Annotated in this window: 10 protein-coding genes; 9 read left to right on the plus strand and 1 reads right to left on the minus strand. The window is 39.4% G+C overall.

The genetic code is table 11. From position 1 onward, the window contains the following. Positions 1-5 precede the first annotated feature (5 nt). Positions 6-1988 carry a bifunctional tRNA (5-methylaminomethyl-2-thiouridine)(34)-methyltransferase MnmD/FAD-dependent 5-carboxymethylaminomethyl-2-thiouridine(34) oxidoreductase MnmC gene (gene mnmC, locus QUE72_RS04810; protein ID WP_286271893.1) on the minus strand — a complete coding sequence of 661 codons (1983 nt, stop codon included), beginning with the start codon at positions 1986-1988 and terminating at the stop codon, positions 6-8. A gap of 171 nt (positions 1989-2159) precedes the next feature. Here mnmC and fabB point away from each other — a divergent pair, with 171 nt between their 5' ends. The 9 genes from fabB (at position 2160) to QUE72_RS04855 (ending at position 13532) form a co-directional block, all read left to right on the plus strand. Continuing rightward, positions 2160-3371 carry a beta-ketoacyl-ACP synthase I gene (gene fabB / locus QUE72_RS04815; RefSeq protein WP_286271895.1) on the plus strand — a complete coding sequence of 404 codons (1212 nt, stop codon included), beginning with the start codon at positions 2160-2162 and terminating at the stop codon, positions 3369-3371. A gap of 65 nt (positions 3372-3436) precedes the next feature. Further along, on the plus strand, positions 3437-4552 hold the full coding sequence (locus QUE72_RS04820) for a 4-phosphoerythronate dehydrogenase (RefSeq protein ID WP_286271897.1): 1116 nt from the start codon (positions 3437-3439) through the stop codon (positions 4550-4552). 28 nt (positions 4553-4580) lie between these two features. After that, positions 4581-5600, plus strand: a complete 1020-nt coding sequence (locus QUE72_RS04825) for an aspartate-semialdehyde dehydrogenase (RefSeq protein ID WP_286271899.1) — start codon at positions 4581-4583, stop codon at positions 5598-5600. 259 nt (positions 5601-5859) lie between these two features. Beyond that, a complete protein-coding gene (locus tag QUE72_RS04830; RefSeq protein WP_286271901.1) occupies positions 5860-9177 on the plus strand; it encodes a FimV/HubP family polar landmark protein in 3318 nt (1105 codons plus the stop codon). 139 nt (positions 9178-9316) lie between these two features. Then, positions 9317-10099 (plus strand): tRNA pseudouridine(38-40) synthase TruA, encoded by a 783-nt coding sequence (truA, locus tag QUE72_RS04835; protein ID WP_074499466.1) that lies wholly within the window; start codon positions 9317-9319, stop codon positions 10097-10099. A gap of 143 nt (positions 10100-10242) precedes the next feature. Beyond that, entirely contained in the window at positions 10243-11100 is an 858-nt protein-coding gene (gene accD, locus QUE72_RS04840) for an acetyl-CoA carboxylase, carboxyltransferase subunit beta (RefSeq protein ID WP_074499465.1), read from the plus strand. 7 nt (positions 11101-11107) lie between these two features. Beyond that, a complete protein-coding gene (gene folC / locus QUE72_RS04845; RefSeq protein ID WP_074499464.1) occupies positions 11108-12367 on the plus strand; it encodes a bifunctional tetrahydrofolate synthase/dihydrofolate synthase in 1260 nt (419 codons plus the stop codon). Position 12368: 1 nt separating this feature from the next. Next, positions 12369-12974, plus strand: a complete 606-nt coding sequence (locus QUE72_RS04850) for an SPOR domain-containing protein (protein ID WP_286271902.1) — start codon at positions 12369-12371, stop codon at positions 12972-12974. 69 nt (positions 12975-13043) lie between these two features. Continuing rightward, the gene (locus QUE72_RS04855) at positions 13044-13532 is read left to right on the plus strand and encodes a CvpA family protein (RefSeq protein ID WP_074499462.1); all 489 of its coding nucleotides are present in this window, start codon (positions 13044-13046) and stop codon (positions 13530-13532) included. Positions 13533-13537: the final 5 nt, after the last annotated feature.

Below are 13537 nucleotides of genomic sequence, written 5' to 3' on the forward strand. Positions count from 1 at the left end.
GTCTTTTACAGCGCTACTTTCCGTTTGATAATGTCGCGAATGATAAAGCGATTGGTTGATACACTAAATACCATTTCATTATTGACAGGGTAAGGAGTACCGCAGATATCCGCGGTTAAAATTTCCGCCAAAAGCGGCGCTGAACAAATTCCTCTTGCACCTAACCCTGTTAATACGTAAAGGTTCTGCATGTATGGCGCTGGTGTTTGGTAACGCCAATTTTTATCTTTTGACAGATGAGAATAGATCTCAGTGTGCTGTGAAACTTTTGCCATCGGCCCTGAAATTGGTAAGTGATCAGGAGTCATACAACGGACTCTGGCTTTACTATCAATAATATCTGAAGATTGCCACCCTAGTTGATTACCCATTGACTCTTTCAGCATTCTAAGGTTGTACTGATCGGCTTGATCTTCCGTAGTAGTATCAAATTTATCTTTTTCAAAGGTCGCGCCAATGCAATGTATGCCGTTACTTTCAGGGGTTAAATAGCCTTTATGGCAAATAACCGTAGATAAACTTTTGCTTTGCTTATTGGTGGTTAATGCCGTAATTTGACCTTTAACAGGTTGTAGAGGCAGCTGTGATATCGGCGCTATTTTAATGGTTTCTGCGCCAGCTGCCATCACTAAATTGCTAGCCATTAATTGCCCCTTGTTGGTCTGCAACTGCCACTTTTTATTAATAAGCTGTTTTATCGCTTCAACAGTAACGTTATATTTTACTTTTAATAAACCTGTAGGTTGCAATAAGTCTATAATCGCTGTTGTTAATTCATGAGGAGCTACCCAGCCAGCATCTGGAATATACAAGCCACCATCAGATAAGGTTACCCCAGATAACTGGCTTGCTTCTTTAGCATCGACACTACGAATAAGTGAATTAGGCCAGATTGCAGAATCAGAAATGCCTTGTTGGCGTTTTTGTAATTTGTCGTTAAAAGAAAGCTCTAATAATCCACACCAATCATGAGAAAAACTAGCTCCCTGTGATATTAGCGCTTGATAAAATGAACGCGCATTTGCTAATGCGTGTTGATAAAATTGACTTAATTCATCAGCTTTTTGATGTATTAAAGGGTATAACGCGCCAATAGGGTTATTCGATGCTCCTTGTGCTAGTTGTTTATCTTTACAGTATAAGGTGACATGAATACCCTTATGCACCAATTTATAGGCAAGACATGCACTCGCGATACCGCCACCAACAATAGAAACATGCTGAGGCTTCGAACGAAGTGGTCTTAGTTGATAGCCCTTACCGAAACGAGCACTGTGTTGAAACTTACCGGTAAGAATTTCTTTTTTCTTACCACCGTAATTGATTCGTTGCACGCGAAAACCATTGTTCGTTAAGCCTCTACGGACATTTCCAGCAACGGTAAAAGTAGCAACGCTTGCATTGGCAGTTGAAAGTCTACCGAGTTCTTTAAAGAGTTCTTCGCGCCACATATGTGGGTTCTTAGCCGGTGAAAAACCATCTAAGTACCACGCATCTATCATGCCTTTGTTTGAGCAGCTCAATGACGCTAAACTCGCTGTAGCGTCGCCAATTAAGAGTGTTAATGTAACTTTTCCCTGACAAAATAACAGTTCTGTATTACCCGTGAGTGTTTCAGGGTATTGTGTAAGTAATTGTGTTGCGAATTGGCTTAAATGGGGTAAACAGGCTAACGACTTTTGTAATTGTGCCCCACTAAGAGGATATTTCTCTGTCGTGATAAAATGTAATTCTGGTAATGTTTCTGTTGATTTAAGCTCATGGTATAGCCGTAGTGTGAGTAAAAAATTCAGGCCAGTACCAAACCCAGTTTCGGCAATTGTTAACCTTGATTGCGATGTTAACAGCTTCTCGCGTATTTGGTTACCTTCAATGAACACGCGTTGGCTTTGTAAATATCCTGACTCCGTATCAAAATAAATGTCATCAAATTTGTCGCTAAAAGGCGAGCCGTCTTCTTGAAAATGGATATGATTATTGTCAGTCACGTTAATTTTTACTGTAATTTTATTGGCGTTCGCGGTATATTTTACCTTTACTTTAGGGTGTTTGTCATGATGATAAAAAATCAGCGCACAAGTGTACGCTGGACAGACCAGTTTACGAACAAAAAGTCTGTATCATACGCCCGAATTTCCAAATTAAAGATGGTTAATTAAATGAAACGAGTAGTGATCACCGGATTAGGTATCGTATCAAGTATTGGTAACAACGCAGAAGAAGTATTAGCGTCGTTAAAAGAAGGTCGTTCAGGCATTACTAAAGCTGAAAGCTTTGCTGAAAACGGGTTGCGTAGCCAAGTTTGGGGTAACCCAACGCTAAATCCAAAAGACCATATTGATCGCAAGGCCCTTAGATTTATGGGTGATGCTGCTGGTTTTGCTTATGTTGCAATGCAAGAAGCGATTGATGACGCCAAATTAACTGACGAACAAGTTTCTAATTTCCGCACAGGTATTGTTGCTGGCTCTGGTGGCGCATCTTCTGCGAACGTTGTTGCCTCAACAGATACTCTTCGTAATAAAGGTGTTAAACGTGTTGGTCCTTATGCTGTACCGAAAACAATGTCTAGTACCTGTTCAGCATGTTTAGCGACACCTTTTAAAATTAAAGGTGTTAACTATTCAATCAGTTCAGCTTGTGCAACAAGCGCGCATTGTATTGGCAATGCCGCTGAATTAATTCAACTAGGCAAACAAGATATTGTTTTTGCGGGTGGCGGTGAAGAAGTAGATTACACACTTGCAATGATGTTTGATGCGATGGGTGCATTATCAACTAAATATAATGATACACCTGAGAAAGCGTCTCGTACCTACGATGCTGACCGCGATGGATTTGTTATTTCAGGCGGCGGCGGAATGGTCGTTGTTGAGGAATTAGAACATGCATTGGCGCGTGGCGCACATATCTATGCTGAAATTGTCGGTTATGGTGCAACGTCTGATGGCTACGATATGGTAGCACCGAGTGGTGAAGGCGCAGTACGTTGTATGGAACAAGCAATGCAAGGTGTTGAAGGCAACGTAGATTACTTAAATACTCATGGTACATCTACGCCGGTTGGCGATGTAAAAGAATTAGGTGCGATTAAAGAATTGTTTGGTGAAAAATCGCCAGCAATTAGTGCAACTAAAGCAATGACAGGGCATGCACTTGGTGCGGCGGGCGTTCATGAAGCTATTTATACGTTATTAATGATGGAACATAACTTTATTACACCATCCATTAATGTAGAGAACTTAGACGAACAAGCTCAAGGGCTTGATATTGTCACTGAAACTCGTGAACAAGACGTTGATTTAGCGATGTCAAATAGCTTCGGCTTTGGCGGAACGAATGCAACTTTAGTGATGAAAAAATATAAATAAGCGCTGCTAACGGTCAAATAAAAAAGCCGTTAACGTAAGTTAGCGGCTTTTTCTTTTATAAAATTATGAAAATTTATTATGATGAAAATATGCCGTATGCAGCTGAATTTTTTGGTGAATTCGGAGAGTTAACGGCGTTTAATGGCAGGGAATTATCAGCAGATACCCTTATTGATGCTGAGGTGTTGTTAGTAAGGTCAATAACTCAAGTAAATGAGAAGTTGTTAAGCAATAGTCCACAAATAAAGTTTGTTGGTACTGCAACCATTGGCGTTGACCATATTGATCAGACGTATTTATTTGATAAGCAAATTAACTTTTCATCAGCGCCAGGCTGCAATGCAATATCGGTAGCCGAATATGTTCTTTCAACGTTAATCGTATTAGCTGAACGTTATTGTTTTTCAGTTTTTGACAAAACGGTTGGTATTGTTGGTGCAGGAAACACTGGCAGTCGTTTAAGTGAAAAGCTTACCGCACTAGGTATTCAGCATAAACTCTATGATCCAATACTAGCAGCTACAGGCGAAGATTCTCGTATATTTGCCAGCTTTGAAGACATCTTGAAGTGCGATATTATTTCCTTACACGTACCAAAGACCACCACCGGGCTTTACCCTACATATCATATGTTTGATCAAACAGTTTTATCGTCTTTAACTGAAGATCAAATATTAATTAATGCATGCCGAGGAGAAGTGATAGACAACCAAGCGCTGTTATTACTTAAACAGCATGGAATGGCAACTAAGTTAGTGCTAGATGTGTGGGAAAATGAACCGAAGATTGCTGAAGCTTTGATCCCTTTTTGTGAAATTTCCACTGCACATATTGCTGGTTATAGCTTAGAAGGAAAAGCTCGTGGTACAGAAATGCTTTATTTGGCACTATGTGAGCAATTAAATAAAAAGCCGATTCAGTCACTTGAGGGCTTATTACCAAAATCAACCATAAGCCAAGTTGAATTACATGGTAGACTAAATGACGTTATATTAAATCAGTTAGTAAAAATGGTTTATGACGTAAGGCGTGACGATGGAATTTTTCGTCAACAAGTTTACATTAATGGCTTTGATTATATTAGGAAAACATACCCGGCTCGCAGGGAGTTTTCAGCGACAAAAGTGGTCATTAATGATCAACAAAGTGAAACACAAGTACTTGCACTTGGGTTTAGTTAAGAATTAATAGAGGAGAAGAGAGTAAGCTATGGCACAGAAATTTGATGTATGCGTATTAGGTGCAACAGGACTAGTTGGTAAAACAATCATTGAATTATTAGAACAACGTGACTTTCCTGTTAATAAATTATACCCATTAGCGAGTGCTCGCTCTGCTGGTGGCTTTGTTGAGTTTAACGGTGAAAGTGTTGAAGTAATTGACGCAGACACGTTCGATTTTAGCCAAGCTCAAATCGGTTTTTTTTCTGCTGGTGGTTCAATATCTGCTAAATTTGCCCCAATTGCTGGCGAAGCAGGCTGTATTGTTATCGATAACACCTCAGAGTATCGTTACGAAGACGATATTCCTTTAATTGTTCCTGAAGTTAATCCAGAGGCACTAGCAGATTATCGTAACCGAAATATCATTGCTAATCCAAACTGTTCAACGATCCAAATGATGGTTGCACTTAAACCTATTCATCAGGCTGTTGGCATTGAACGCATTAATGTATGTACCTATCAATCAGTATCAGGTGCAGGAAAAGAAGCAATGGACGAATTAGCAAAACAATGTGCTGATTTACTAAGTGGCAAACCTATAGAACCGAAAGCATTTTCTCGCCAAATTGCCTTTAATGTTATTCCACAAATTGATGTGTTCCAAGATAATGGCTACACAAAAGAAGAAATGAAAATGGTGTGGGAAACAAACAAAATTTTAGGTGATGATACTATCCGTGTAAATCCAACCGCTGTACGTGTACCAGTATTTTTTGGTCATGCAGAAGCGATTCATATTGAAACTCGAGAGCAAATTTCTGCTGAAGCAGTTAAAGATCTGTTAAAGCAAGCGGAAGGTGTTGAAGTATGTGACAAAGACGAAGAGTTTCCTACACAAATCGGTGAAGCAAGCGGCGTAGATGCAACTTTTGTTGGCCGCATTCGTGAAGATATTAGTCACCCTAATGGTATTAACCTTTGGGTTGTCGCTGACAACGTACGCAAAGGCGCAGCAACAAACAGTATTCAAATTGCAGAATTATTGATTAAAGATCATTTAAGCTAAGCTTAAGATATACTAAAGAAAAATAAAAACTCGTCGTTATAGTTAACGACGAGTTTTTTTGTTATAAAAAGGGTATAAAAGCGATTCATACTACAAAGTGTTATATAATCTATTTTAAATTGGAATAAATTTTGCTTTGTATTTTAATTAGTTGGAAGCGCCAAACATTTGGCAAATAATAACAAATAGCTAGGAAATCTTAATGCAACGATTGTTACGCCTGTGCCTGTGGCAGGTAATTTTGGTAAGCATTAGCTCAATGAGCATACCATCTTTTGCTGAAGAAGAGGGTGGCATTCGTATTCGTGGCCCTAAAAATAGCGATACCTACCGCTATGAGCGATATGGGCCTATCACGTCACAAGATACCTTATGGAATATTGCACTTACCGTGCGTCCTGATCCTGCTTTTTCTGTGTATCAGGTGATGCAAGCGTTGTTTGAAAAGAACCCGCAAGCATTTAAAGACAGTAATTTAAATCACATGATAGATGGTCAATACTTGACGTTGCCATCTACGGCAGAAATTGCACGCATAAATCCGGCAATTGCAAAACAAAAATCGGAAAATGATGACTCATCATGGGATAAAAAAGTTACCGCTAAGCCAGTCAGTAAGAAACCACCTGAAGAGTCGGTAAAGAAAAAAGATTTAGATCAAGCGAAAACCGAAATAAATGATAAATTACAAACGTACGAGCAGTCGCAAAATCTTCGTTTAGACACGATACAAAACGATGTACTTGATTCCATCGATGGCCTTCAAACAATACTTAAAGAAAACGAACAGCTTAAACAAAAACTTAATACCTTTACAGAGCAACTTGGTAGCATGAAAGATGAAGTTGCAAAAAGTAAAGATGTAGAGTTGCAACAACAACAAACTATTACTCTTTTACAGACACTTTTGGCGAAAGCCGAGGCTGAAGAACAAGCACGTCTCAAGGCTGAGCAAGCATTAGAAAATGCCAATGACAGCTTCTTAAATAGTCCATGGTTTTTGGCGATGGGGATAGGGTTGCCGTTAGCGTTAATTGCAGGGTTGTTACTGTTATTTTTGCGTAAAAAGCAAGATGAACAACCTAAAGAGAAGGTTGTTGAACAAAAGTCACAACCACCAGTAAGTGAAGACATCCCGGAAAAAACTGAAAGTCAGCCTACAGAAGAACTATCATTAGACGATGAACTATCGCTTGATGATGAGTTGTCTTTAGACGATGAACTCTCTCTTGATGACGAACTGTCTATTGACCTTTCAGAAGGTGATGACAATGATGATTCTTTATTTAGTGATGATCTTGAATCTCCCAATGAAGAGTTATTAGATGACGATGTCATTCATTTAGACGATAGCTTGAATGATATCGATGATCTAGATGATTTAGATGATCTTGGCGACTTAGACGATTTAGAGGAGATATCCTTAGACTCCTCAGAAGAATCAGAACCTTTAGAAGGTAATGAATTAGATCAAAGTGATTTAGATTCGTTGTTATCTGACCTTGACGAAAACGAAGACGATGCACCTGAAAAAGATGTTTTAGATGGTGATGAAGAAATCGTTGAAATTTCTGAAGACATTGAATTAAACGATCCCGATGACATCGACGCGTTAATGGATTCTATGGCGGCAGCGCCAGCAGCGGAAGAGCCATTAGCAGTAAATGAACCCTCAGCAGTGGATGAGCCCTCAGCAGAAGAAACTCCATCAGTTGATGATGATTTATCATCAGAGCTGAGCGATCCTGATGACATCGACGCGTTAATGGATTCTATGGCGGCAGCACCAGCAGCGGAAGAGCCCTCAGCAGTAGATGAACCCTCAGCAGTAGATGAACCCTCAGCAGTGGATGAGCCCTCAGCAGAAGAAACTCCATCAGTTGATGATGATTTATCATCAGAGCTGAGCGATCCTGATGACATCGACGAGTTAATGGACTCTATGGCGGCAGCACCAGCAGCGGAAGAGCCCTCAGCAGTGGATGAACCCTCAGCAGAAGAAACATCATCAGTTGACGATGATTTAACGTCAGAATTAAGCGATCCTGATGACATCGACGCGTTAATGGATTCTATGGCGGCAGCACCAGCAGCGGAAGAGCCCTCAGCAGTAGATGAACCCTCAGCAGTGGATAAACCTTCAGCAGAAGAAACTCCATCAGTTGACGATGATTTATCGTCAGAATTAAGCGATCCAGATGACATCGACGCGTTAATGGACTCTATGGCGGCAGCACCAGCAGCGGAAGAGCCCCCAGCAGTGGATAAACCTTCAGCAGAAGAAACTCCATCAGTTGACGACGATTTATCATCAGAACTGAGCGATCCTGATGATATTGACGCGCTAATGGATTCTATGGCGGCAGCACCAGCAGCGGAAGAAACACCGTCAGTTGACGATGATTTATCATCAGAATTAAGCGATCCTGATGATATCGATGCATTAATGGATTCTATGGCGGCACCTACCGCATCCGAAAATAACCCACTGGTTGAAGCAGAGCCGACAAATGACACTATACCGACTGTTGAAGATGAACAGCCAAATGAAAGTGAACATAGCTCGCCAACCGAAGGTGATAACAAAGTGTTAATTGATAACCTGCCAGAGGAATATGTTGAATCGTTTTTAGCTGTTGATTTAAGTGATTTAGCGGAGTCGAACGTTGAAGAACCTGAGTCCATTGTTAATAAAACACAAGCTTCTGATGGTATTGATATTGATGCCCTTTTAGCGGAAGAACAAGAAATTTCACCCCAAGAACAAGAAGGTAGGGTTGAAGAAGATTTAGATATTGACGATTTGCTCGCGGAAGTTGCACAAGAAAGCGGTGCGTTAACTGATGATGAACCGCTTGAAATTGGGGATGATATTGAATCAGCAAACACAGAAGATATCACTGATGGCTTATCGGATGAACTTCAAGCGGATTTAAACGCAGAATTTGACGAATCAACGTTGTCTGAATTATTAAACGACGAACAATCAAGGAATGAAGCCGTTGAAATTACGCCTGACTTTACAGATAGTAATGTATTAGCCGATTTATTGGCTGATGATAATGAAAATACACAGGTTGAAAAAGTTGAAGCGAAAGAGTTAGAAGACATTGAAGAACTCGATAATTTAGATTTTGACGAGCTTTTAGCAAACATTGAAGAAGAGCCTGCAGAATCAAGTTCTGAAAGCTTTGACGTTTCTGCTGAACAACAAGTTGAAGAAGAAGAGACACCGAGTGAGTTTTCTCAAGATACAGAAAGTCAAAATAAAGATTTCATTTCTGTTGATGAATTAATCTCTGAAACCTTATCAGAAGGCTCAGATGATGAAGAACCTTATGATAAAACAAATATTGATGTTGGCTTAGGTGAGTTTCCAGAGTTTACTCGCGATATCAACCAAATTGATGTTGATGAAGATGATGACAGTGGCGTGACTGCTAAATTAGACTTGGCAAAAGTATATATTGAAATTGGTGATAATGATAATGCTGAAGTCATTTTACAAGACGTGGTTAAACTAGGTGATGCTGATCAGCAATTTGAAGCTCAGCAACTATTAGATGGTTTAAAGTAACTAATTTATCAACGTAATTGAATACACCCGTTAGTTTTACATTGAGAATGTCGTTTTCATAGCGCGATTTATTCGCAAAGCATCAAAAAATAGTGGATAATTCGCCGCGATTTTTAATATATATTGCGGTTTATGAAGTATGCGATTTGCACTTGGTATTGAATATGATGGTAGCCAATATTGTGGTTGGCAACGTCAAAATAATGTGGTCAGCGTACAAGAAACGTTAGAAAATGCGTTATCTAAAATAGCGAATGAACCGATTAGTGTGGTTTGTGCGGGTCGTACAGACACAGGGGTGAGTGCGACCAATCAAGTAGTGCATTTTGATACGGTTAACTTTCGCAAAGAAGTAGCTTGGACTCTTGGGGTTAATACACATTTACCAAAAGATATAGCGGTAACTTGGGTCAAAGCTGTCGACGAAACTTTCCATGCTAGATTTGGCGCAACTTCTCGTCGGTATCGTTACATTATCTATAATAACCCTTTGAGACCTGCAATTTTTTCCAGGGGCTTAACGTTTAACCATAATCCCCTCAATGAAGCACTGATGCATCAAGCTGCTCAGTTTCTTGTCGGGGAACACGATTTTACTAGTTTTAGAACGGTACATTGTCAAGCACCTAGCGCAATAAGAACAATCGAGCACTGTAAGGTTACTAGGCAAGAAAATTATCTGTGTATTGATGTTAAAGGTAATGCATTTTTACATCATATGATCAGAAATATCGCTGGTAGCTTAATGCGAGTTGGTCAAGGTCAAGAAGAAGTGGAATGGATAGCAGAGGTACTGGCGGCTAAAAACAGATGTCTTGCTGGTGTGACAGCACCAGCAAATGGTTTATACTTTGTTGATGTGACGTACCCAGAAAAATATCAACTACCAAGTAGTCCTTTAGGACCAATATTTTTTAATTAACCATAATATACAGGGCAGACCAGTTTTTTATATTCAAACCACCTTATGTTATGTTCTAATTACGGGTTAAATGCCGTTGTGGCGATTGACTGTATAACTGTTTATTATATAAACAAAATTCAAGCATTGATGAAAGTGAAATTATGAGCTGGATTGAAAAGATTCTCCCAAAAGCAAAAACCTCTCAAAAGCGTAATATACCTGAAGGGGTTTGGGAAAAATGTACATCATGTAACGCGATGTTGTATAAAGCTGAACTAGAACGTGTTTTATCTGTATGCCCTAAATGTGATCACCACATGCGAATTTCAGCGCGTAAGAGAATAGAGCATTTTCTTGATGTAGGTGAACGCGTTGAACTTGGTGCTGATCTAGAGCCTCAAGATAAATTAAAATTTAAAGATTCAAAGAAATATAAAGACAGGTTGGCTGCTGCTCAAAAATCCACCGGCGAAAAAGATGCCTTAGTTGTTATGCATGGTGAACTTCATGGTTTACCCATTGTAGCTGCGGCTTTTGAGTTTTCATTTTTAGGCGGTTCTATGGCATCAGTTGTAGGTGCAAGGTTTGTTAAAGCGGCTGAATATTGTTTAGAGCATGAAGTACCACTAGTTTGTTTTTCTGCAAGTGGTGGAGCACGTATGCAAGAAGCATTATTTTCGTTAATGCAAATGGCTAAAACTAGCGCTGCGCTTGCTAAAATGAAAGAAAAAGGCTTACCTTATATTTCAGTGTTAACTGATCCTACTATGGGTGGTGTATCAGCGAGTTTAGCCATGTTAGGTGATATCAATGTTGCCGAGCCAAAAGCATTAATTGGTTTTGCTGGTCCACGTGTTATCGAACAAACGGTTCGTGAAAAATTACCAGAAGGATTTCAGCGTAGTGAGTTTTTACTGGAGAAAGGCGCCATTGATATGATTGTTAATCGTCGGGACATGCGCGATACGCTAGCAAGAGTATTAGCTAAGTTTACTAACCAAGAGTTACGAGCCAGTTAGTTTATCTATGAAGAGTATTGATACAAGCCACTCAAATCGTTCATTCGATGAGTGGCTTTCTTATATTGAACGTATTCATGCCACTGAAATTGATATGGGGTTAACTCGTATTAGCAACGTTGCTAATCGCTTAGGGTTAAACTTTGAACGTTCCATTGTTATCACAGTGGCAGGTACAAACGGTAAAGGCACTACGTGTGCATTTATTGAAAATGCTTTACTTGCAAACAATGATAGCGTTGCTGTGTACTCTTCACCGCATATTCATCGCTTTAATGAACGTTTACGCATAGATAAACAAGACATCGATGATAACTCACTTGTTAATGCTTTTGAGCAAATAGAGTTTCTACGTGGTGATATATCATTAACCTATTATGAATACACAACGTTAGCAGCATTAACTGTTTTAAACACAGCAAAGCCGCAGTATATTATTTTAGAAGTCGGCTTAGGTGGTCGGTTAGACGCAACTAACATTATCGACGCTGATATAGCCGTAATTACAACTGTTGATTTAGATCATCAAGCGTTTTTAGGGAATGATAGAGAGTCAATTGGTTTTGAAAAAGCAGGTATTATGCGTACTGAAAAACCGGTTGTCATTGGGGACAGTAATCCACCTAGCAGTGTCATTAAACATGCAGATACTTTAAGCAGTATACAATATTGCCGCAATAAAGAATTTTTTGTGATTGAAGACAACACCAGTTGGCAATGGCATGATCAAGATTCATCACTTAACAACCTCCCTCAAGGATTTATTCCTAAAGATAACATTGCTACTGCACTACAGGTGCTAAAGCTGTTAGATTACCCTTTATCGCAAGCAAAGGTTACCGCGCTTATTAATGAAACCAAAGTGTCTGGTAGAACCGAACTTATTCAGTGTGATGGTGATATTCTACTGGATGTAGGTCACAACCCATTAGCTGCGAGATATTTAGCAGAAGTGGTGAGCAAATATCATTGTGAAAACGTGTATGCGGTTATTGGCATGTTGTCGGATAAAGATATTAGCAGTACGATCACCCCCTTATTACCCCATATAAAAACGTGGTTTGTTTCAGGGCTTGGCGACGTACCACGTGGGGCAAGTAAAGAGTATTTAGCGTCATATTTTACCGAGCAAAATATTTTAACTTTTGACAACGTCATTGACGGCTTTAAAATGGCTAGGTCAACAGCCAATAATCGAGATTTAATTTTAGTTTTTGGTTCGTTTTATACCGTCGCAAAAGTAAAAACATTGCTAGATAGGAGTTAATTTGTCTACACCTTTTCAAAATAGATTGGTTGGTACTATTATCGTTGCCGCCGTTGCTATTATTTTTTTACCCGATTTACTCGACGGTGAAAAACAAACCTATCAGGAAGAGTTTGAAAATATACCAACAGCGCCAAAAGTTGATTTTAAGCCTAAGAGTTTAACCATTGATGAAGATAAAATAGCGAAATTACCTAAAGAAGAATTAACGGATGAAGTAGCCTTAGACGACAATAATCAAGACAAAACGCCTGTTGAACAAGATATTAATAATAAGCTTGAAACAGCTGTTGGCGATAATAGTAATCAGCCCGTTTCTTCTGGTTCAAAAATCACCGCTTTGCCTGAAAAAATAACTAACGAGCAAGCCTGGGTGATCCAATTGGGTAGTTTTCGCCATAAAAAAAATGTAGCGGACCTAACGCGTAAATTAAAAAAAGCGGGCTACACTGTCTTCACTAAGCCGATAAACACAAAAAGTGGCACATTAACAAAAGTATTTATTGGTCCTGAATTAGTTAAGTCTAGCTTAGAGAAAAAACTTCCAGCACTTAAAGAGTTAACGAAAGTGCAAGGAAAAATTGCCAAATTTCAGCCAACAAAATAATAAAATATTAGCGATCTTAGTGCGTGTTCTGGTAGAATGCGCGCCTCTAATCGATGAGACACGTAATTTATGGTTTGGGTAGACTATGCCATTTTGGCAGTCATAGGTATTTCAACACTGATCAGCCTTATCAGGGGTTTTGTTAAAGAAGCTATCTCGCTTGTTGTTTGGATCAGTGCCTTCTTTATTGCCAGTACTTTCTACTTAAAACTAGCGACGCTATTAACTAACATCTCTGATCAACTCCTTCGTAATGGCGCTGCCATTGCTATTTTATTTATTTCTACGCTAATCATAGGCGCCATTGTTAATTATGTTATCGGGCAACTGGTAACGAAAACAGGGCTATCAGGAACAGATCGCGTATTAGGATTGGTTTTTGGTGCGCTCAGGGGCGCATTAGTGAGTAGTGCCATATTATTTTTTATGGATGCATTTACGCCTGCACCTTCAAGCGAATGGTGGCAGAATTCTTTATTGATACCTGAATTTTCATTAATTATTGAATGGTTTTTTGAGTACCTCAAACAATCATCCAGTTTTTTACAGCAAGTTTAAAACAT

The sequence above is a fragment of the Thalassotalea hakodatensis genome (genome assembly GCF_030295995.1).
GTDB lineage: Bacteria > Pseudomonadota > Gammaproteobacteria > Enterobacterales > Alteromonadaceae > Thalassotalea_C > Thalassotalea_C hakodatensis.

What these genes read in the sequence shown, in the direction of transcription:
- QUE72_RS04855 (WP_074499462.1), top strand. Translation starts at nt 13,044, where the DNA reads ATGGTTTGGGTAGACTATGCCATTTTGGCAGTCATAGGTATTTCAACA.
- truA (WP_074499466.1), top strand. Translation starts at nt 9,317, where the DNA reads ATGCGATTTGCACTTGGTATTGAATATGATGGTAGCCAATATTGTGGT.
- folC (WP_074499464.1), top strand. Translation starts at nt 11,108, where the DNA reads ATGAAGAGTATTGATACAAGCCACTCAAATCGTTCATTCGATGAGTGG.
- QUE72_RS04825 (WP_286271899.1), top strand. Translation starts at nt 4,581, where the DNA reads ATGGCACAGAAATTTGATGTATGCGTATTAGGTGCAACAGGACTAGTT.
- fabB (WP_286271895.1), top strand. Translation starts at nt 2,160, where the DNA reads ATGAAACGAGTAGTGATCACCGGATTAGGTATCGTATCAAGTATTGGT.
- QUE72_RS04830 (WP_286271901.1), top strand. Translation starts at nt 5,860, where the DNA reads ATGAGCATACCATCTTTTGCTGAAGAAGAGGGTGGCATTCGTATTCGT.
- QUE72_RS04820 (WP_286271897.1), top strand. Translation starts at nt 3,437, where the DNA reads ATGAAAATTTATTATGATGAAAATATGCCGTATGCAGCTGAATTTTTT.
- accD (WP_074499465.1), top strand. Translation starts at nt 10,243, where the DNA reads ATGAGCTGGATTGAAAAGATTCTCCCAAAAGCAAAAACCTCTCAAAAG.